The organism is Lysobacter sp. 05T417 (assembly GCF_056396405.1).
In genome coordinates this window covers 230,893-249,176 of record NZ_JBFTLK010000007.1, presented here as the reverse complement: position 1 = coordinate 249,176, position 18,284 = coordinate 230,893, and the positions used below count along the sequence as shown (strand labels likewise).

Here is an 18,284-nt window from a genome sequence, read left to right as displayed (position 1 = left end):
GCTTCACGGAAGGGAGGGAGACAGCGTCAGGCATCGTGGTTCTTGCCCTTCGAGACGCCGCGGTACCAGCTGCGGATGCGGTGGAGGTCGGTGTCGAAGTCCTCACCCAGGTGGAACGGCGGCCCGATGCCGATCACTTTCTGGCCGTAGTGGAAGTACGCCGGCACCACCGGCACGGCGGCGGACTTGGCGATGCGCCAGAAGCCGGGCTTCCAGCGCTCCACCACTTTGCGCGTGCCTTCCGGCGCCAGCGCGTACCAGAGCCTGTCGGCTTCGCGGATCATCCGCGCCGCCTGCTCGACCACGCCATGGGCGGCCTTGCGGTCCACGGGGATCACGCCCAGGCGACGCATCAGCGCGGCCATCACCGGCAGCTTGAATAACGAGTCCTTGCCCAGCACCTTCAGGTCCAGGCCCATCGCCATCTTCGCGGCGAAGCCCCAGATGCCGTCCCAGTTGGACGAATGCGGCGCGCCGATCAGGACCAGGCGCGGGATGTCGGGGAACGCACCGACCATGCGCCAACCACCGGCGTGGAGGATGGCGCGGCCGAGCCAACGGGTGAAGGCATTGGGTTTGACCCGCGGCGCGCTCGGCGGCAGCGTCAACACCCGTTGGTCGTCAGTCTCGGCCATTGGCCCCTCGTGGCTGGTGCGCTTTCATCGTGCTGTGCGGTCGTCGGTCGCGGTTGCGTCAGTCCCAATCGCGGACGACACGACCGCGCTTGATCGTACCGCGTTCGCGCTTGCCGCTGAGGCGGCGTTCCTTGGATGCGCGGGTTGGCCGGGTGGCCACGCGTGGCGTCGGCGCGACCAGCCCGGTGCTGATGAAGGCGGCAAGGCGTTCGCGTGCATCCTCGCGGTTGCGGTCCTGGGTGCGAAAGCGCTGGGCGCTGATCACCAGCACGCCTTCGTCGGTGATGCGGCGGTCGCGCTTGGCCAGCAAGCGCGTCCGCACCGGTTCGGGCAGCGACGGCGAGCCGGCCAGGTCGAAGCGCAGTTCGACCGCGGTGGCGACCTTGTTGACGTTCTGGCCACCCGGCCCGGACGAGCGCACGAAACGCTCGACCAGTTCGTCGTCAGGGATGGCCAGGTTGTCGCTGATCTCGAGCATGGCGCAACTTTACCAATCCGGCTGCGAATCGCCGAACAGCGCCAGCGCCTTGGCGAACTCCGCATCGACCGGCGCGACCACTTCGATGCGCCGCCCATCGAGCGGATGCACGAACGCCAGGCGACGCGCGTGCAGCAGCATGCGATGGATGCCGAGCATGCGGAACTGGCGGTTGTGGCGACCGTCGCCGTGACTGGTGTCGCCGATCATGTGGTGCGAGAGGTGCTTGAGATGACGGCGGATCTGGCGGAAGCGGCCGGTCTCGGGCTGCGCGCGCAACAAGGCGTAGCGCGAGGTCGGAAAGTTCGCCGACGGCAGCTCGAGCTCGGTCGTCGCCAGCCGGTCGAAGCGGGTGATGGCCGGCTTCTTCAGCGGCTTGCCCGGGCCGCCGTCGAGCGGGTAGTCGACGACGAAGCGCTCGTCGGGCCAGCCGCGGCAGATCGCCCAGTAATCCTTCTCGACCTCGCGCGACATGAGCACCTTGCCCAGCGCAGAGGCGGAGTCGCGATCGAACGCCAGCAGCAGGCAGCCGCTGGTGGCGCGGTCGAGGCGATGGACCAGGAAGATCGGCTTGCCGAACTGCTCGCGCAGGCGATCGGCGGCGAAGTCGGTCTCGCCGCGCGCCAGCGCGCTGTCGTGGACCATCAGGCCGGCGGGCTTGTTGACCACGGCCAGCTGCTCGTCGACGTACAGGATGTCGAGGGCTTCCAGCTCCTGCGATGGCGGCAGGCAGTCGGGAAGCGATGGGGCGCTCATTGGACTAGTTCCGGCGGGGCCACGCGGCCAGCAGGGCCCACACGCCACCGAGGCCGGCGATCCATGCCGCTGCCGGGATCGACCACATGCGCGGGCCGCCGGCTTCCAGGCCGTACAGCACCGTGGCGCAGATCAGCAGGCCGATACCGAGCACGGCGGCGACGGTGCGGCGCTGGGCCGAGCGGATCGAACGGTTGAGTTCGGCCAGGTCGTGCGAATGCAGGTGCAGTTCGGACTTGCCTTCCACCTGCTGGGTCAGCCAGGCGTGCAGCAGGCGCGGCATCTCCGGTGCGTGCGTCACCAGTTCCGGCAGGCGCTTGCGGAACTCGCTGGCCAGGCGCTGCGGGCTGTAGCGCTCGATCAGGATCTTCGACAGCACCGGCCGTGCGACCGCCCAGATGTCGAGCTTTGGATCGAGCAGGCGACCGACCCCTTCGATGTTGAGCAGCGTCTTCTGCAGCAGGATCAGCTGCGGCTGCAGGGTCAGCTCGTAGCGCTGCGCGGTGCGGAACAGCTTGAGCAGCACTTCGGCCAGCGAGATCTCGCTGAGCGGGCGGGTGAAGTACGGCTCGCAGACCGCGCGCGCGGCCGCTTCGAGTTCATCGATGCGGATGTGCGACGGCATCCAGCCGGCGCGCACGTGCAGCTCGGCGATGCGGCGGTAGTCGCGGTTGAAGATCGCCATGAAGTTCTCGGCGAGGTAGTACTGATCCTCGTCGGAGAGCTGGCCCATGATGCCGAAGTCGAGCGCGATGAAACGCGGGTTGTTGCGCCGCGCCGGGTCGCTGTCGACCCAGATGTTGCCGGCGTGGGCGTCGGCGTGGAAGAAGTTGTCGCGGAACACCTGCGTGTAGAACACGCGCACGCCCTTGGCGGCGAGTGCGTGACGGTCGATGCCGGCGGCATCGAGCGCGGCGATGTCGTCGGACGGGATGCCACGCACGCGCTCCAGTGTCAATGCGCGCTCGGCGGTGTGCGACCAGATCACCTCGGGCACGTACAGGTCATCGCTGTCGGCCCAGAATCGGCGCAGCACGCTGGCGTTGGCGCCCTCGCGCTGCAGGTCGAGCTCGGCGGCGAGGGTGTTCTCGATCTCTTCGACAATCGCACGCGGGCGGATCTTGTCCGCGCTCGGGTGGGTGCGATCGACGATGCCGGCCACGACCTTGAGCAGCGCGATGTCGCCCGTGATCTGCTTTTCGATGTTCGGCCGCAGCACCTTGACCACGACCTCGCGCGACACGCCGTTGGCATCCGGCGGCAGCGTCGCCGCGTGCACCTGGGCGATCGAGGCCGAGGCCAGCGGGCAGGTGTCGAACTGCGCGAACGCTTCGCTGACCGGGCGCTCGAGCGCGCGCTCGACGATCAGGCGGGCCGCCTCGCCGTCGAACGGTGCGACGCGGTCCTGCAGCAGCGCCAGTTCCTCGGCAACGTCTGGCGGCACCAGGTCGCGGCGCGTGGACAGGATCTGCCCGAACTTGACGAAGATCGGGCCCAGCTCCTGCAGCGCCAGGCGCAAGCGCGCACCGCGCGACATCGCGGCGATCTCGCGCGAGGCGCGCGGGACGAACGGACGCGCGACCTTGAGCCACGGCTCGACCGGCGTGTCGTCGAGAAGATCGTCGAGGCGATACCGCAACAGCACCCGGCCGATGCGCCATGCACGGAACACCGGCTTCATGCGTCGCCCCCGGCGCGCATACGCAGGCGCCCCACGCGCGCGGCCAGGCGTTCGACATCGTCGCGCAGGGTATCGACGTCGTCGTGGAAGGCGTTGAGTTCCTCGCGCGGGATCACGTCGCGCGACTCCTCGGTGACGTACTCGGCGGCATTGCCGGCGAAGGCGCCGGCGGCGCCGCGGGCATGGCGCAGGCCCGCGGCCATCGAGTTGGCGATCTGCACGCCCAGGATCTCGCCGAAGACACGGACGAACGGCTGCTGCCAGTCGGGATCGAAGCGCTCGGCCAGCCGCTGCAGTCGGCGCGCCAGGTCGGCGTCGCCTTCGATGCGCAGCTTGCCTACGGGGGGTGCGTCGTCGTTGCGCAGGAACGGCAGCTGCGAGAGGAGCCCACCCAGGGTGCTGCGCACCGACAGGTCCGGCTCGCCCTCGTCTTCGATCGGCCCGACTTCGAGCCGCTCGCCGGCCACGCGCACCTGCAGCGCCAGCGGCGGCGAGGCCACACGCAGGGCAACGCGGCGCCCGTCAAGGGTGCGCAGTCCGTCGCGGGTATCGGGGTCGAGTGCCAGCGCGCGATTGAGCGCGGCTTCCAGGGCGCGCCCGGCGATGGGCTTGAGCGCGGCCAGGGGCGAGGGCGGGGCTGGGTCGGTCATCCCTTCATTGTAGCCCTGCCCCCGCTAATGCCAGCGCCGGACGGGCGGCCGTCCGGCGCGGGTTGCAGTCTCGGGACTGATGCGGAAGGTCAGACGCGTCTGCCGCGCAGCATCGATACGACGGCCAGGATCAGGAACACGACAAAGAGGATCCAGGCGATGTTGCTGGCCGTGCCGGCAATGCCGGAAAAGCCCAGCACAGCGGCAATGATCGCGATTACGAAGAACACCACTGCGTAGTGCAGCATCGGAAACCTCCGGCGTCTCGCGCCTGATGGGTGTATGCCGATCCTGCATAGGCATTCGTTTTCAGTGAGTGACGGCCGCGTGTTCCGTCCATGCGGCCTTCAGCCGGGTGAGCCCCTCGTGAATGCTCACGCGCGGCACGTAACCGAAGTCGCGCTTGGCCGGTCCCATGTCGTACCAGTGCGTGGTGCTCAGCTGCTCGGCGAGGAAGCGCGTCATCGGCGGTTCGCCCCGCAGCGGCAACGCACGCCACAGACCCTCGCAGAGCACGCCGGCGATGTAGGCCGCGCGGAACGGAATGGTCTTGGTCACCACCGGCGCGCCGGCTGCCTCGAGCAGGCCGTTGACGATCTCGCGCACCGTCCGGGGTTCGCCGTTGCTGATGAAGTAGGGGCGTCCTGCGCAGGCCGAACCCGGCGCGAGGTGATCGAACGCATCCAGGTGCGCCTGCGCCGCATTGTCGACGTAGGTCGTGTCGATGCGGTTCTCGCCATCACCGACGAAGCGCAGGCGGCCGGCCTTGGCGCGCTCCACCAGGCGCGGCAGCAGCTGGTTGTCGCCAACGCCCCAGATCAGCCGCGGACGCAGGGCGATGGTGGCCAGAGACGTGTCGTTGGCAGCGATCACGGCGCGTTCGGCAATCTGCTTGGTCGCCGCGTACGGCGCCTTGAGATGGTCGCCGTAGGGCACGTTCTGGGCGGTGCCGCCTTCGACCGGATGGGTGGCGCGGTGGGTCACGCTCGGCGTGGACGTGTAGACCAGGCGGCCGATGCCATGGGCGCGGCAGGCGGCGAGCACGTTGTCGGTGCCGACCACGTTGGCCTCGTGGTAGCTCTGGTAGCTGCCCCAGGCGCCGGCCTTGGCGGCGTTGTGGAACACCGCATCGCAGCCACGCGCAGCGGCGACGATGGCATCGCGCTGGGCGAGATCGCCCTGGACCTGGGTCACGCCGATCGGGTCGAGCGCGTCGTAGCGGCCACGGTTGAAGCTCACCACTTCATAGCCGCGCGCGCGCAGCCCGCGGCACAGCACCTGCCCCAGGAAGCCACCACCGCCGGTTACCAGAATCTTCATTCGTCGCCTTGGTCTTTACCGGGCCAGCGCAATGCGGGTCCGGCCGACATCGTACTGCGCCTGATTGATGGAGTTTCCAACGCCGTTCTCACGTCCCGATGTAAACCCTGCTGGCCGCCCATAGCGCCAGCTTCTCGCGACCGATTTTTGCGTTGTGGCGGATGTCCACCGGGAACTTCGGATGCAGGGCGAACCCGGCTATTGCGGCCGTATGCGTGCCGGTGGCGCCCAGTGTGCGCAGCTCGGCTTCGATCCGCGACCATTGCCCCGCGGCCACGCCGCTCATCAGCTCCACGCACAGCACCGGTCGTTGCGCGCCGGGCGGGCCTACGCCCACCAGCGCCGTGCGTCGAACGTCGGGGTGGGTGTTGAACACCGGTTCGACCTGCTCGGTGTAGAGCGGCCCCTGCGCGGTTTCGACGCGATGCGATTTGCGCCCGCAGAACCAGAGCCGGCCCTGCGCATCGAGGTAACCGACATCGCCCATGCGATGCACGATGCGCTCGCTGCCGTCGGCCAGCGGCTCGCGGATCTTCGCCAGGCGCGTCTGCGCCTCGCGGTTGAAGTACAGGTCGGTGACGGTCGGGCCGGCGACGGAAATCTCACCGACAACGCCCGCGTCGACTTCGAGCTGCGGCGACCACCGCGCGATGGCCTCGTCGCTGATGGCGATGATGCGCACCTCATTGGGCGCAACCGCGCGGCCGACGCAGGTGCCGGCACCGGCCTCGGTCGCCTCACGCGTGGCCTGCAGTTCGCGGCCTTCGATCACCGCTACCGGCAGGCATTCGGTGGCGCCGTAGGGCGTCCAGAACTGGGCGTCCTCCGGCAACAGCTCGCGCATCTTCGCCACCACGTCGGCCGGAACCGGCGCGCCGGCGGACGTCACGCGCTTGACCGTCGGCAGCGGTGCGCCGTGTCCGGCCAGCACCGCCATCAGCGCCGGCGAACCAAACAGCTGGTCGACGCCGAACCGCGCGATCGCGTCGTGCAGCTTGCGTGGATCGGCCAGGGCCGGCTTGGTCGGGTCCATGTCCGGGATCACCGAGGTCAGCCCCAGGGCCGGATCGAACAAGGCGAACGGCGGGAACGTCGGCAGGTCCACGCCACCGGCCTGGATGCCGAACGCGTCGCGCAGCATCGCCACCTGGGCGACGAAATGGCGATGGCGATAGACCACGCCCTTGGGGACGCCGGTCGACCCGCTGGTGAAGAGGATCGCGGCGACTTCGTCGGGTTCGGTTGCCGCCAGCTGCGAACCTGCGCCGGCCCCCTCCTGCTCGATCCGTGCAAGGGTCGCATCGGCCAGCCACGCCCTGCGCCCCGTCGTGATCCGCACCCGCGCCGAGCGCGCCCAGCCCAGCACCACCCGGGCGACCTGCGCCAACGGGATGCCGATGAAGGCCTCCGGCTGCGCTTCGTCCAGGCACTGGCGCAGCGCGCGCCGGTCGATGCCCGGATCGACCAGGACCGGCACCGCGCCGGCCTTGAACAGGGCGAACATCAGCAGGAAGAACTCCGGCGACGGCCGCACCATCACCACCGTCCGGGTACCGCGGCCGATGCCACGGCGGGCCAGCCCGGCGGCAATGGCGTCGCTGCGCTGGTCCAGTTCGCGGTAGGTCAGGGTCAGGTCGAACCGCGCCAGGCCGTTCGGCCCGCGGCTGCCGGGGCAGCGCATGGCGATGCGCTCAGGGAACCGGGCGGCCAGCGATGGCAGCGAGGAGGCGATATTGCAGGGGGTGTTCATCTGTTCATTTTGACCTGTGCGGGCGGCGCTTGCGTCGCGCCGGCAAAGCCTCAGAATCGCGACCCCGAACTGCTGTTTCCGGACGCTGTCCGCCCATGCAACACCCCTGCCTGACCTGCGGCGCCTGCTGCGCCTTCTTCCGCGTGAGTTTCCACTGGTCCGAGGCCGACCCGGAACTCGGCGGGCGCGTCCCGCTGGAACTGACCGAATCGCTGCGCTCGCACGAGCGGGTCATGCGCGGCACCTCGCAGGCCCGGCCGAGTTGCGTTGCGCTGGATGCAGACATTGGCCGTTACAGCCGCTGCACCATCCACGACCGGCGCCCGTCGGTGTGCGCGGCGGTGCCGGCATCGTGGGAGTTCGGCGCCGCCAGCGCGCAGTGCGACAAGGCGCGCCTGGCGCATGGCCTGCCCGAGCTGACCCGGGACGACTGGGCCGGGGTCGGCGAGGCGGCAAAGAACCCGTTGCCGGCCCTGTGACCTGCGGGACTCAAAGCGGGTGCGTGTCCAGGAACTTGCGGATCTTCGGCACCAGCACGTCGCCCTTGTCCTCCAGCACGTAGTGCCCGGCATCCTCGAATGCATGCACCTGCGCCTGCGGCAGCGCGTCGGTGAAGCCCTTGAGGAAGTGTTTGTCGAAGACGAAGTCGCACAGGCCCCAGCCAATGAAGGCCGGGCGGTCGGCGTATTCGGGCAGCTTGCGGCCCATGGCCTGCACCAGCGGCCAGGCAGCGTCGCCTTCACCGAGCGGAATGTCCTGGACAAAGCGCGAGGTGGCGATGCGGTTGGCCCAGGTGTCGTACGGCGCCAGGTAGGCGCGGCGCACGTCGTCCGGCATCGGCTGTTCGACACCGACGCGCGCGGTGACGGCGGCGAAGGCATTGAGGCCGCGGATCAGGCCCGTCCCCACGGACGAATCGCGGCCCAGGCGCAGCGACTTCGGCAGCGGCTTGGCCGCCGGCAGCGGGAACGCGCCGGTATTGAGCACGACCAGCCGGCGGATCTGCGCCGAATGCTTCAGGCCCCAGCCAAAGCCGATGCCGCCGCCCCAGTCGTGCACCGCCAGCGTCACCGGGCCGCTCACGCCCAGCTGCTGCAGCAGCGTCTCGACGTCGTCGATGCGCGACTGCAGGGTGTAGCGATAGCCGGGCTTTGCGTCAGCCGCGTCATCGGGCTTGTCCGACAGGCCCATGCCAATGTGGTCGGGGACGATGCAGCGGTAGCGGTCGCGCAGGCCGAGCACGAGCCGGCGCCAGTAGTAGCTCCACGACGGGTTGCCGTGCAGCATCACCACGACCTCGCCTTCCTTCGGACCTTCGTCGAGGTAGCTCATCCAGACGTCCGGGCGGACCTGGAGGCGCTGCGGGGCGAAGGGGTAGTCGGGAAGCGGAAGTTCGATCGTCATGGGGGCTCGATGGCGCTCGCACAGGGCCGCGAGCCGGAACAAGCGGCCATTATCCCGTGCCCGGGGGAGTCGTGCGCGATTTGGCCACCGATTGCCTGCTTTCCCCGTGACCGCCCGTGCGCGTCCTGCAGACGCCGGCATCACATTGATGAGCCAAGGGCGACGCGATCACCGCAAATTCACGGGTACGCAACTGCATGCGCATGAGGATCGAGCCGATGACTGCGAACCGGTGACTGCGAACCGGTGACAGCCGACAGGAGCGTGTCATGAGCGACCACGTGATCACCGGCGAGGTTTCCAACAGCAAGGTTGCCGCGGTCCTCGACAGCCAGGCCGCGGCACTGCAGGCGGCCGACAGCATCCGTCGCACCCTTCACCTCAAGGACAGCCAGGTCCGGGTGGTGGCGCCGCACGACCAGCGCGCGGGCAAGAAGCTCGAACCTGAAAGCCAGGGCATTTTCTCGACCATGTTGCGTGCGCACTTCTGGCTGGGTCTGCTCGGCGCGGGTCTCGGCGCCGCGCTGTTCGGCGTGCTGTGGGCGCTGAAGGTGCCTTTCATCGTCAATTCCGCGGCCTATGCCGCCGGCGCGGTGATCTTCTTTGGTGCGGTGGCCGGCCTGATGTTCGGCGGCCTGGTCACCCTGCGTCCCGACCACGACCTGTACATCCTCAAGGTCAAGGATGCGCTGAGGGAAGGCCGCTATGCGGTGGTCGTGCATGCCCTGTCGCACGCACAGCGCACACAGGCCGCGGAGCTGTTGCGTCAGGCCAGCGGCGAGGTCATCACCACGCTGTAGGCGCTTCGGCGGAATTCGTATCGCATTTGCGCCGGCAGAATCCATGCCGACGGGGATTTTCATCCTCCCGATGCGCTGCGAGGCGTAGCGTGATCCGCCTTTGCTGCGGCAGATGCGGAGAACGTGATGGCGACGATCAAGGCGTGGGCCGCGCAAGGCCCCGGCAAGGCATTGGCCCTCCAGGACCTGGACCTGGGGCCGCTCGGCCCCGAAGAAGTCGAAGTGGATGTCGAGTACTGCGGCATCTGCCATTCCGACCTGTCGATGCTCGACAACGAATGGGGCATGACGCAATTTCCGCTGGTCCCTGGCCACGAGGCCATCGGCCGGGTCTCCGCGCTCGGAGCCAACGCCAAGGGGCTGGAGGTCGGCCAGCGCGTCGGCGTCGGCTGGACCGCGCAGACCTGCATGCATTGCCGGCAGTGCCTGTCTGGCGACCAGAACCTGTGCGCATCGAGTACGGCCACCATCGGCGGTCACCACGGCGGTTTTGCGCAGAAGGTGCGCGCGCACTGGGCGTGGGCGATTCCGGTGCCCGAAGGTCTCGACATCGCCAGTGCCGGCCCGTTGCTGTGCGGCGGCATCACCGTGTTCAAGCCGTTCCTGGCCTACGACATCAAGCCGACCATGCGAGTCGGCGTGGTCGGCATCGGTGGCCTGGGCCACATGGCGATCAAGTTCGCCGCGGCTTGGGGCTGCGACGTCACCGCGTTCACCTCGACCGCGGCGAAGGCCGATGAGGCGCGCCGGTTCGGTGCGCATCACGTCGTGGCCAGTCGCGACTCGGCGGCGATCGGCGCCATCGCCGGCAGCCTCGACCTGCTGCTGGTCACCGTCAACGTGCCGATGGACTGGGACGCGATGGTCGGCACGCTTGCGCCGAAGGGGCGCATGCACGTCGTCGGCGCCGTGCTGGAACCGATCCCGGTGGCGGCTTTCAGCCTGATCATGAAGCAGCGCGAGATCTCCGGTTCGCCGACCGGTTCGCCGACCGACATCGCCACCCTGCTCGACTTCGCCGCCCGCCACGACATCCGGCCGCAGGTCGAGATGTTCCCGATGAGCAAGGTCAACGAGGCCCTCGACCACCTGCGGGCCGGCAATGCGCGTTATCGCATCGTGCTCGATGCCTCGGCCATGTAGACGGGACGCACGCTCGCGATTGTGCGGATCTGATGCGTTGCACCGGCGTAACCGCCCGCTAACGCGAGCGGCAAGGGTTGCATGGGACGATGGCCCATCCACGCAAGAACGGAGTTCCGCATGAAGACGTACATGGCCGTCTACACCGGCTCGGCCGAAGCCAGCGAGAAAGCCGGGCGCAAGCTCACCGATGACGCCGCGCGCCAGGCGCGCGATCGCGCGGGCATGGAAGCGTGGGCAAAATGGGTCGATGCGAACCGCGATTCGATCGTCGACATGGGCGCGCCGCTTGGACGCACCAAGCGTGTCGGCCCGGACGGCATCAGCGACACGCGCAATGAACTGGCCGCCTACACCGTGGTGCGGGCCGAATCGCACGAAGCCGCGGCGAAGCTGTTCGTGAACCACCCGCACTTCACGATTTTTCCTGGCGAGGCGGTCGAGATCATGGAATGCCTGCCGATTCCGGGCGCGCCGGCCTGAATCAGCGACCGGGCACACCTTCGCGTGGCTTGTGCAGGTAGATCCAGTCGCGGGCCCGCGCTGGCGAGTCCACCAGCACCGCATCGGCTCCCAGCGTCTGCGCGTGCTGGAAGTCGGATCGCGTGTTGATTCCGATCCACAGCAAGCGCGCGCTGCCGTGACCCTGGCGGAAGCAGGCCATCGTGGCGTCGGTCCACAGCTCGGCATCGACCTGTGAGTGGCCCTCACCCAGCGTGAACTTCTCGGTGACCTCGAGGCGACGGCGCAGTTCGAACGCCGACCAGCGTGCGACCTTGGGCGGCTCGCATCGACCTGACAGCAATTGCGTCACCAGCCGCCCGCGGGAGTCATCGCGTGTCTCGAAACGCTGCGCGCGGGGGTAGCGCGCCCACAGCGGATCGAACGACGCGTCGGTGGAATAGAGCAACACGCGTGACCATTCGTTGCGTCGCTGCAGGACGTGGGCGACAGCGGCAACCAGTGGCTCGGGCGGCAGCGATTTCATGTCGAGCACCACCGGCACCGAACGCGGAATCCGCGCCAGGGCACTCTCCAGCGTGGGCACCGGCACGGACCGGCTCCGGTACGGATACCGGACCGCGCCATCGGCGCCCTCGACCCGGAAGTTCCAACCCGCGTTGACCCGCTGCAGCTCCCGCCACGTCCAGGCGTTGACCGGACCGCGGGAGTTGGTAAGCGCCGACAGGTCCTGCGGCCGGTAGAGCACCGGCACCCCGTCGCCGCTCAACTGGACGCTGAGCCAGATCGCATCGGCGCCGTTGGCGAGCGATCCCCGAACCGCAACCAAGGTGTTCTCCGGGTAGTCGGCCGCTCCGCCGCGATGGGCCACGATCAATGGCGGTACGAACCGCGCGGAATGGTCGGCAACCGGAGGCTGGGCGACGGCCGCAACGCAGTGCATCGATCCGATCAGCGCGCACAGGCGCAGTGCGGTACGCATGAGAAGCCTCCGTGGCAAATGCATGCAACCACCCTAGCCGCAGCCGCCGCACCGGGTCATGACCAAATGGAGCCGATCGTTGAACGCCATCGGCCGGGCTTGCATGCGCTCGACACGGCGCAGAAACGCGAACACCCGGCCTGGGCCGGGTGTCTTGCATTGCGTCACGCGGTTGCGGAGCGTCTTACCAGACCACTTCCGCCATCGAGCAGTTCAGGCCAGAACCAATCCCGAGCAGCGCCACGCGCGTGCCCTTCTTCAGGCGGCCGGCAGCGCGCAGCTTGCTCAGCACGATCGGCACCGAAGCCGGACCGATGTTGCCGTGCTCGCCGAAGATCGTCATGACCTTCTTCGGATCGATGCCGAACGCCTTCAGGAACGCCTGCGTGTGGGCCTTGCTGACCTGGTGGATGACGAACTCGTCGAGCTCCTCGACCACCCAGCCCATCGCGGCGCGCGCGGCGACGAACGTCGTCTTGGCCAGCTTCAGGCCTTCGATCATCAACATGCGGCCGTCGGCGACCATGCGGTCATGCGCCATGTCGCCGCGGCACAGCTGGTTCCATTCGGTGGCCGAGCGGGTCACGCTGCCGCGGTAGCGCGGCGCGCCCGGAACCAGCTCGGTACGGGCCAGCACCATGGCGGCGGCACCGCTGCCCAGGGTGAGCGTGGCCATCTCGTCGCGGAACTGCTCTTCGGTGACGTCGTCGCGGCTGAGGCGCTCGAGCGTCTTCTCGTAGGCCAGGTCGGCGGTCTCGCCGTTGACGACCAGGGCGTAATCAATTTCGCCGCGCTCGATCATGCGACTGGCGATGTCCATGCCATTGAGGAACGCCAGGCAGGCATTGGCCACGTCGAAGTTCTGGCAGGTGTCGGGCAGGCGCAGGTTGCCGGACACGATCGAAGCCGTCGACGGCTCAAGGTAGTCGCGGCTGACCGAGGTGCTGACGAGCAGGCCGACGCGATCGGCGTCGATGCCGGCATCAGCCAGCGCCTTCACGCCGGCAAGGGTGGCGGCATCGGATGCGCGCACTTCACCGTCCCAGAGACGGCGCTCGCGCACACCGGCGACTTCCTCGAGCACGTTGTACTTGATGCCGAGGCGATCGAGCGTGGGCTTGAGGCGCGCGTTGATCTCGTCCGAGGTCAGCCGGCGTGGTGCATCGATGTGAGCGAGGCCGGCAATTGCTACGTGCTGGAACAACATGGGGATCGGACCGGAGACGGATGAACACACCATGTTAACGCTTTATGGGGCACCCCACCATGCGGTGGCGTGTGGTAGCCGCCCCCGGCGACGGACGGTCGGACCGGCCGGTGTGCCCGCCTCAGCGGCCGATCGGATAGGTCTGGGCGCTGCCGCCGGCTCCGGGAGCTGCCGAGGCGGCCTTCCCGGCACCACAACGCCAGGCCGCGTAGCGCTGCGAGCCGTTCAGGGGTTCGCCCATCGGCTGAACGGTATCGGCTTGCAGGCCCGGGGCCTCGTTGCGTGCAGCCGTTTCCAGCTCCTCGCGGACGCGCAGCGGGTTGCGTTCGTAGAAGCCGACGCCGGCCTTGACCGAGACCTCGACCTCGCCACGCTTCTCGCATCCGGCCGGCGCACTGCTGCCGTCGATCACGCGAATCGCCGATGCGCCCGGCGCCATCGGCACCCAGGTGCAGCCGCCGATCGCGAACAGCGAACCGACCGCCAGAACCATTCCCCACATCGACTGACGCATTGCCTGCTCCGAATATTGATTGAATCGATGTGCCCGAGGACTACGCGAACAAACCAGGCCATCGAATGGACGCGATTGTCGTCGTACTGGCAGCCGTTGTGAACGAGGTGAAGTGAACAACGACTGAGGCGGCGGTCGCGGTTCGGCAACATGACCGCATTTGCGGGTGCGAAAGGCCACCTGCACCAACCCCTCTCCCGGCAAGGGGAGAGAGGTCACCGGTGCCGGTTACTTCCCGGATGCGTTCTTGCCGTCGGAGTCGAGGACCTGCACGTCGCCCAGCTTCAGCGCGCGCACCGGCTGCTCGATCTGCTTGATGTCGCCCACGACCACCCAGGTCAGTGCGTCCGGATCGATCGTGGCGGCGGCAGCCTTGACCTGTTCCGGCGTGAGCGCCTCGATCTCGGCCTTGCGCTTGAACACGTAGTCGTCAGGACGGTCGTAGCGGACGATCGCGCTGATCGCGCCCAGCACCGCCGAGGCGGTTTCGAACGAACCGGGCAGGCCGCGGATCTCGGTCGCCTGGATCTTGGCCACCTCTTCCGCGGTCGGCGGCTTCTGGCCGCTGGCGTAGGCGCTGATCTCGCGCTGCAGTTCCTTGAGCGAGTCGGCGGTCTTGTCGATCTGCACCGGCGCGAACGCCATCCACGGGCGCTGGCCAAGTGAGTTGGCCGAGAAGCTGTAGGCGCCGTAGGCCCAGTGCTTGTTCTCGCGCAGGTTCATGTTCAGGCGCGACGAGAACTCGCCGCCCAGCACCGAGTTGGCGATGTCGAAGCGGACCGAGCTGGGGTCCTTGGTCGACGGCACCACTTCACCGGCAAAGATGTTTGCCTGCACGGCGCCGGGCTGGTCGATCAGGAACACGCGCGGCGACTTCGGCCGGGCCACTTCGCCGATGGTCGGCTTGGGCGGCGCCTCGCCGGTGCCCTTCCAGTCGCCCAGGTGCTTGTCGAGCAGCGGCACGATCTCCTTGAGCGTGGTGTCGCCGACGACAATGAGGGTCGCATCCTGCGGCCGCACCCAGGCCTGGTGGAACGCGACCAGGTCTTCGCGCGTGAGCGAGGAGATCGACGCCTCGGTGCCGCTGCCGCTGAACGGCATTGCATAGGCATGGCCTTCGCCGTAAAGCAGCGGCGGCAGCACGCGCAGTGCGGCGCCGTTCGGGCGCGCCTTCTCCTGCTTGATGCCCGCCACCCAGGTCGCCTTGACCCGGTCGATCTCCTTCTGGTCGAAGCGCGGCGCCCGCAGCATCTGCGAGAACAGGTCGATGGACGGCACCAGGTTCTGCTTCAACGCCGACAGGAAGACCTTGCCGCCGTCGAGCGATGCGCCTGCGCCGATGTTGGCGCCCAGCGATTCGGCACGGTCGCCGAAGGCCAGTGCATCCAGCGTGCCCGCGCCTTCGTCGAGCATGCCCATGGTGAAGCTGGAGGTGCCGAGCTTGCGGCCCTGGTCGGCGCTGAAGCCGCCCAGGAACTCATAGCTCATCTGCACCACCGGGATGTCATGGCGCTCGGCGAGGATCAGGCGGGTGCCGTTCTTCAGCGTCGCGCGCTGCAGCGAGGGGAACTTCAGGTCGGGGAACTGGCTGGTCACCGGCACGCCCTTGCTGCGGTCGACCAGGCTGGGCGTGGTGGTGAACTTCGGGTCCACCGGCGGCAGGGTCAGCGGCGCCGGCGTCACCGATGGATCCTCCGCGATCGCGGTGCGCTCACCCGGCACCACCAGCAACGTGTGGCTGCCGTTGTCGAGCCACTTGCTGCCGATCGCCTTGAGGTCCTTCGGCGTGGCGGTGTCGATCACCTTCAGGCTGTCGCGGAAGCAACCGGGATTGCCGGTGTAGACGGTGCATTCGGCCAGCGCGTCGGCCTTGCCGCCGAAGCCGCCGATGCGTTCGATGCCGCGGACGAAGCCGGCCTTGAACACGGTGCGGGCCTGTTCGACCTCGGTCTTGCTCGGGCCGTCCTTGAGCAGGCGCTTGATCTCCTCGTCGATCACCGCCTCGACCTTGGCCGGGTCGACGCCCTGCTTCACGTCGGCGGTGACCAGGAAGTTGGAGCTCAGCTGCGAGGCATAGGCCGAGGCGGAAACGCTGTCGACCAGCTTGTCCGCGTGCAGCAGGCGGCGGTCCAGGCGCGAGGACTTGCTGCCGCCGAGCACCTGCGCCAGCAGCTGCAGCTGGTCGATGTCGGTGGTGCCGGCCTCGGCGACGTTCCAGACGCGGTAGATGCGTGCCTGCGGCACCTTGTCGGTCATGGTCGTGCGGGTGGACTTTTCCAGCGGGGCGACGTCGATCCTGGGCTGGGCCATGGTCGGCGTGGCCGGGATGTTGCCGAAGTACTCGGTGACCTTGGCCTTCGCGGTGGGCACGTCGATGTCGCCGGCCAGCACCAGCACCGCGTTGTTGGGGCCGTACCAGGTGCGGAACCAGCCCTTCACGTCGTCCAGCGAGGCCGAGTTGAGGTCGGCCATCGAGCCGATGGTGCTGTGGTGGTAGGGATGCGTTTTGGGATACATCGCCTTGCCCAGCTCGTCCCAGACCTGGCCATAGGGCTGGTTCTCGCCCTCGCGCTTTTCGTTCTGGACGACGCCGCGCTGTTCGTCGAGCGTGGCCTGGTCGATCGCGCCGAGCAGATGGCCCATGCGGTCGGACTCCATCCACAGCGCCATGTCGAGCGCGGTGGTCGGCACGTTCTGGAAATAGTTGGTGCGGTCGGAATTGGTGGTGCCGTTCTGGTCGGTGGTGCCGACCAGCTCGAACGGTTCGAAGAACTCGCCGCGATGGTTTTCCGAGCCGTTGAACATCAGGTGTTCGAACAGGTGCGCAAACCCGGTGCGGCCAGCCGGCTCGTCCTTGCTGCCAACGTGGTACCAGATGTTGACCGCCACGATCGGCGCCTTGCGGTCGGTGTGCACCACCACGCGCAAACCATTGGGAAGGGTGAACTCCTCGTACGGAATGTCCACGGTCGCTTTCGGCGCGGCCTCGACGGCGGAGGGCGCGAAGGCGGTTCCGCCGATGACCGTGGCCAGGGCGACGGCGAGGACCGCGGCGCGCGGTCGGAGGGATGCGTACATGGAGACACTCCTGATTGGGGAAACCCGGACTCCCTTGTCCGAGTGGAACCCTCATCCTAGGCCACCGGCGGATGCAGGCACTAGGCCAAAAGTCCCAAGGACCCGTAGTCGCCGTGCCTCCGGACCAACGCGGCACAGCATCGGCCGGGGCCATACACTGGCGCCTTCGCCGCCCAGGGTCGACCGCGATGAGTGACTCCCCGCTTGCCCGCCGCAGCCTGGTCACCGGCGCCAACCGTGGCCTCGGCCTGGAGTTCGTGCGCCAGCTGCTCGCCCGTGGCGACCGCGTGATCGCAACCAGCCGCCATCCCGGCCGCGCCCACGCGCTCAACCAGCTCGCAGGCCAGAACCCCGGGCGTCTGCACGTGCTGCCGCTGGACCTGACCGACCCGAAGTCGCACGCCGAACTCGCCCGCGAGTTGCCGCTGGTCACCGACGGCATCGACCTGCTGATCAACAATGCCGGCGTACTGCATTCGGGCGAACGCTTCGGCCATGTCGCGGCCGCGCAACTGGACGACAGCCTGCGCACCAACGCCGGTGGACCATTCCTGCTGACCCAGGCACTGGCCCCGCACCTGGTCGAAGGCGCCAAGGTCGCCAACCTGTCCTCGATGCTCGGCTCGATCGCCTCCGTGGACGGCTTCCACACGCCGACCTACGCGATCTCGAAGGCGGCGCAGAACATGGCCACGGTGCTGCTCGCCCAGGCATTGCGCGAGCGCGGGATCACCGTGATCGCGCTGCATCCTGGCTGGGTGCAGACCGACATGGGCGGCAGTGGCGCGCAGGTGACGGCAGCCGATTCCGCGCGCGGGCTGCTGGCCGTGATCGATGCGGCGAAGCTGGCCGACAGCGGCCGCTTCATCGACTGGCAGGGCAAACCCTTGCCGTGGTGACGACGGCATCCTTACCACCACTGTCTGCGCTCCACACTTGAAGCCATGTTCGACGTCATCCTCTTCCAGCCCGAAATCCCCCCCAACACCGGCAACGTCATCCGCCTGTGCGCCAATACCGGCGCGCGGCTGCACCTGATCCGGCCACTGGGGTTCGACCTGGAGGACCGCCAGCTCAAGCGCGCCGGCCTCGACTACCACGAGTACGCCACGCTGCAGGTTCACGACGATCTCGATTCGGCATTGGCGGCGATCGCGCAAGCCAATGGCGTGCCGCCACGCCTGTTCGCGCTGAGCACGCGCGGCACGGTGCGCTTCGATGGTCCCGCGTATGGCCCGGGCGATGCGTTCCTGTTCGGCCCGGAGACGCGTGGGCTGCCGACGGAGGTGCTCGAGCACGTGCCGGCACAGCAGCGCCTGCGCTTGCCGATGCGGCCGGACAACCGCAGCCTCAACCTGTCCAACGCGGTCGCGGTGGTGGTGTTCGAGGCGTGGCGCCAGCAGGGATTCAGCGGCGGGCAATAG

Annotated in this window: 18 protein-coding genes and 1 pseudogene; 6 read left to right on the top strand and 13 right to left on the bottom strand. The window is 68.3% G+C overall.

Annotated elements, in window-relative coordinates:
• Positions 1-26 precede the first annotated feature (26 nt).
• The 8 genes from AC1DER_RS14685 to oleC form a co-directional block, all read right to left on the bottom strand.
• On the bottom strand, positions 27-635 hold the full coding sequence (locus tag AC1DER_RS14685) for a 1-acyl-sn-glycerol-3-phosphate acyltransferase (protein WP_441815795.1): 609 nt from the start codon (positions 633-635) through the stop codon (positions 27-29).
• A gap of 58 nt (positions 636-693) precedes the next feature.
• Positions 694-1,113, bottom strand: coding sequence for an alternative ribosome rescue aminoacyl-tRNA hydrolase ArfB (gene arfB, locus AC1DER_RS14680; RefSeq protein WP_477245314.1), 420 nt, complete (start codon positions 1,111-1,113; stop codon positions 694-696).
• 9 nt (positions 1,114-1,122) lie between these two features.
• Entirely contained in the window at positions 1,123-1,869 is a 747-nt protein-coding gene (locus AC1DER_RS14675) for a pseudouridine synthase (protein WP_477245316.1), read from the bottom strand.
• 4 nt (positions 1,870-1,873) lie between these two features.
• A complete protein-coding gene (gene ubiB, locus AC1DER_RS14670; RefSeq protein WP_441815792.1) occupies positions 1,874-3,550 on the bottom strand; it encodes a ubiquinone biosynthesis regulatory protein kinase UbiB in 1,677 nt (558 codons plus the stop codon).
• On the bottom strand, positions 3,547-4,200 hold the full coding sequence (locus AC1DER_RS14665; RefSeq protein WP_477245320.1) for a ubiquinone biosynthesis accessory factor UbiJ: 654 nt from the start codon (positions 4,198-4,200) through the stop codon (positions 3,547-3,549). Before AC1DER_RS14665 ends, ubiB begins: the two co-directional genes overlap by 4 nt.
• Positions 4,201-4,289: 89 nt before the next feature.
• The gene (locus AC1DER_RS14660; protein WP_441815790.1) at positions 4,290-4,448 is read right to left on the bottom strand and encodes a DUF1328 domain-containing protein; all 159 of its coding nucleotides are present in this window, start codon (positions 4,446-4,448) and stop codon (positions 4,290-4,292) included.
• 61 nt (positions 4,449-4,509) lie between these two features.
• Complete coding sequence (gene oleD / locus AC1DER_RS14655; RefSeq protein WP_477245323.1) at positions 4,510-5,520, bottom strand: 2-alkyl-3-oxoalkanoate reductase; 1,011 nt, start codon at positions 5,518-5,520, stop codon at positions 4,510-4,512.
• Positions 5,521-5,608: 88 nt separating this feature from the next.
• Positions 5,609-7,270, bottom strand: a complete 1,662-nt coding sequence (gene oleC, locus AC1DER_RS14650) for an olefin beta-lactone synthetase (protein ID WP_477245325.1) — start codon at positions 7,268-7,270, stop codon at positions 5,609-5,611.
• A 95-nt stretch (positions 7,271-7,365) separates the two neighbouring features.
• Between oleC and AC1DER_RS14645 the strand changes: the two genes are divergently transcribed.
• Positions 7,366-7,749 carry a YkgJ family cysteine cluster protein gene (locus AC1DER_RS14645; protein WP_477245327.1) on the top strand — a complete coding sequence of 128 codons (384 nt, stop codon included), beginning with the start codon at positions 7,366-7,368 and terminating at the stop codon, positions 7,747-7,749.
• A 10-nt stretch (positions 7,750-7,759) separates the two neighbouring features.
• Here AC1DER_RS14645 and AC1DER_RS14640 read toward each other — a convergent pair whose 3' ends face one another.
• The gene (locus tag AC1DER_RS14640) at positions 7,760-8,674 is read right to left on the bottom strand and encodes an alpha/beta fold hydrolase (protein WP_477245329.1); all 915 of its coding nucleotides are present in this window, start codon (positions 8,672-8,674) and stop codon (positions 7,760-7,762) included.
• A gap of 269 nt (positions 8,675-8,943) precedes the next feature.
• Between AC1DER_RS14640 and AC1DER_RS14635 the strand changes: the two genes are divergently transcribed.
• The 3 genes from AC1DER_RS14635 (at position 8,944) to AC1DER_RS14625 (ending at position 11,100) form a co-directional block, all read left to right on the top strand.
• Entirely contained in the window at positions 8,944-9,474 is a 531-nt protein-coding gene (locus tag AC1DER_RS14635) for a hypothetical protein (RefSeq protein ID WP_477245330.1), read from the top strand.
• A 126-nt stretch (positions 9,475-9,600) separates the two neighbouring features.
• Positions 9,601-10,617 carry an NADPH-dependent aldehyde reductase Ahr gene (gene ahr, locus AC1DER_RS14630; protein ID WP_441815784.1) on the top strand — a complete coding sequence of 339 codons (1,017 nt, stop codon included), beginning with the start codon at positions 9,601-9,603 and terminating at the stop codon, positions 10,615-10,617.
• A gap of 120 nt (positions 10,618-10,737) precedes the next feature.
• Positions 10,738-11,100, top strand: coding sequence for a hypothetical protein (locus AC1DER_RS14625; RefSeq protein ID WP_477245333.1), 363 nt, complete (start codon positions 10,738-10,740; stop codon positions 11,098-11,100).
• 1 nt (position 11,101) lies between these two features.
• On the opposite strand, the gene AC1DER_RS14620 is transcribed toward AC1DER_RS14625, so the two are convergent.
• From AC1DER_RS14620 to AC1DER_RS14605, 4 genes and pseudogenes are all read right to left on the bottom strand, one after another.
• Positions 11,102-12,061 carry a glycerophosphodiester phosphodiesterase family protein gene (locus AC1DER_RS14620; RefSeq protein WP_477358087.1) on the bottom strand — a complete coding sequence of 320 codons (960 nt, stop codon included), beginning with the start codon at positions 12,059-12,061 and terminating at the stop codon, positions 11,102-11,104.
• 184 nt (positions 12,062-12,245) lie between these two features.
• Positions 12,246-13,268: a 3-oxoacyl-ACP synthase III gene (locus AC1DER_RS14615; RefSeq protein WP_441815781.1), complete on the bottom strand. Its 1,023-nt coding sequence runs from the start codon at positions 13,266-13,268 to the stop codon at positions 12,246-12,248.
• A 193-nt stretch (positions 13,269-13,461) separates the two neighbouring features.
• Positions 13,462-13,761: pseudogene (locus tag AC1DER_RS14610) on the bottom strand (DUF4156 domain-containing protein); the annotation flags it as partial.
• 249 nt (positions 13,762-14,010) lie between these two features.
• Entirely contained in the window at positions 14,011-16,860 is a 2,850-nt protein-coding gene (locus tag AC1DER_RS14605) for a M16 family metallopeptidase (RefSeq protein WP_477245337.1), read from the bottom strand.
• Positions 16,861-17,048: 188 nt separating this feature from the next.
• Between AC1DER_RS14605 and AC1DER_RS14600 the strand changes: the two genes are divergently transcribed.
• Positions 17,049-17,759, top strand: a complete 711-nt coding sequence (locus tag AC1DER_RS14600; RefSeq protein WP_441815779.1) for an SDR family oxidoreductase — start codon at positions 17,049-17,051, stop codon at positions 17,757-17,759.
• 45 nt (positions 17,760-17,804) lie between these two features.
• Positions 17,805-18,284: a tRNA (cytidine(34)-2'-O)-methyltransferase gene (locus AC1DER_RS14595; RefSeq protein ID WP_441815778.1), complete on the top strand. Its 480-nt coding sequence runs from the start codon at positions 17,805-17,807 to the stop codon at positions 18,282-18,284.

What these genes read in the sequence shown, in the direction of transcription:
- AC1DER_RS14685 (WP_441815795.1), bottom strand. Translation starts at nt 635, where the DNA reads ATGGCCGAGACTGACGACCAACGGGTGTTGACGCTGCCGCCGAGCGCG.
- arfB (WP_477245314.1), bottom strand. Translation starts at nt 1,113, where the DNA reads ATGCTCGAGATCAGCGACAACCTGGCCATCCCTGACGACGAACTGGTC.
- AC1DER_RS14675 (WP_477245316.1), bottom strand. Translation starts at nt 1,869, where the DNA reads ATGAGCGCCCCATCGCTTCCCGACTGCCTGCCGCCATCGCAGGAGCTG.
- ubiB (WP_441815792.1), bottom strand. Translation starts at nt 3,550, where the DNA reads ATGAAGCCGGTGTTCCGTGCATGGCGCATCGGCCGGGTGCTGTTGCGG.
- AC1DER_RS14665 (WP_477245320.1), bottom strand. Translation starts at nt 4,200, where the DNA reads ATGACCGACCCAGCCCCGCCCTCGCCCCTGGCCGCGCTCAAGCCCATC.
- AC1DER_RS14660 (WP_441815790.1), bottom strand. Translation starts at nt 4,448, where the DNA reads ATGCTGCACTACGCAGTGGTGTTCTTCGTAATCGCGATCATTGCCGCT.
- oleD (WP_477245323.1), bottom strand. Translation starts at nt 5,520, where the DNA reads ATGAAGATTCTGGTAACCGGCGGTGGTGGCTTCCTGGGGCAGGTGCTG.
- oleC (WP_477245325.1), bottom strand. Translation starts at nt 7,270, where the DNA reads ATGAACACCCCCTGCAATATCGCCTCCTCGCTGCCATCGCTGGCCGCC.
- AC1DER_RS14645 (WP_477245327.1), top strand. Translation starts at nt 7,366, where the DNA reads ATGCAACACCCCTGCCTGACCTGCGGCGCCTGCTGCGCCTTCTTCCGC.
- AC1DER_RS14640 (WP_477245329.1), bottom strand. Translation starts at nt 8,674, where the DNA reads ATGACGATCGAACTTCCGCTTCCCGACTACCCCTTCGCCCCGCAGCGC.
- AC1DER_RS14635 (WP_477245330.1), top strand. Translation starts at nt 8,944, where the DNA reads ATGAGCGACCACGTGATCACCGGCGAGGTTTCCAACAGCAAGGTTGCC.
- ahr (WP_441815784.1), top strand. Translation starts at nt 9,601, where the DNA reads ATGGCGACGATCAAGGCGTGGGCCGCGCAAGGCCCCGGCAAGGCATTG.
- AC1DER_RS14625 (WP_477245333.1), top strand. Translation starts at nt 10,738, where the DNA reads ATGAAGACGTACATGGCCGTCTACACCGGCTCGGCCGAAGCCAGCGAG.
- AC1DER_RS14620 (WP_477358087.1), bottom strand. Translation starts at nt 12,061, where the DNA reads ATGCGTACCGCACTGCGCCTGTGCGCGCTGATCGGATCGATGCACTGC.
- AC1DER_RS14615 (WP_441815781.1), bottom strand. Translation starts at nt 13,268, where the DNA reads ATGTTGTTCCAGCACGTAGCAATTGCCGGCCTCGCTCACATCGATGCA.
- AC1DER_RS14605 (WP_477245337.1), bottom strand. Translation starts at nt 16,860, where the DNA reads ATGTACGCATCCCTCCGACCGCGCGCCGCGGTCCTCGCCGTCGCCCTG.
- AC1DER_RS14600 (WP_441815779.1), top strand. Translation starts at nt 17,049, where the DNA reads ATGAGTGACTCCCCGCTTGCCCGCCGCAGCCTGGTCACCGGCGCCAAC.
- AC1DER_RS14595 (WP_441815778.1), top strand. Translation starts at nt 17,805, where the DNA reads ATGTTCGACGTCATCCTCTTCCAGCCCGAAATCCCCCCCAACACCGGC.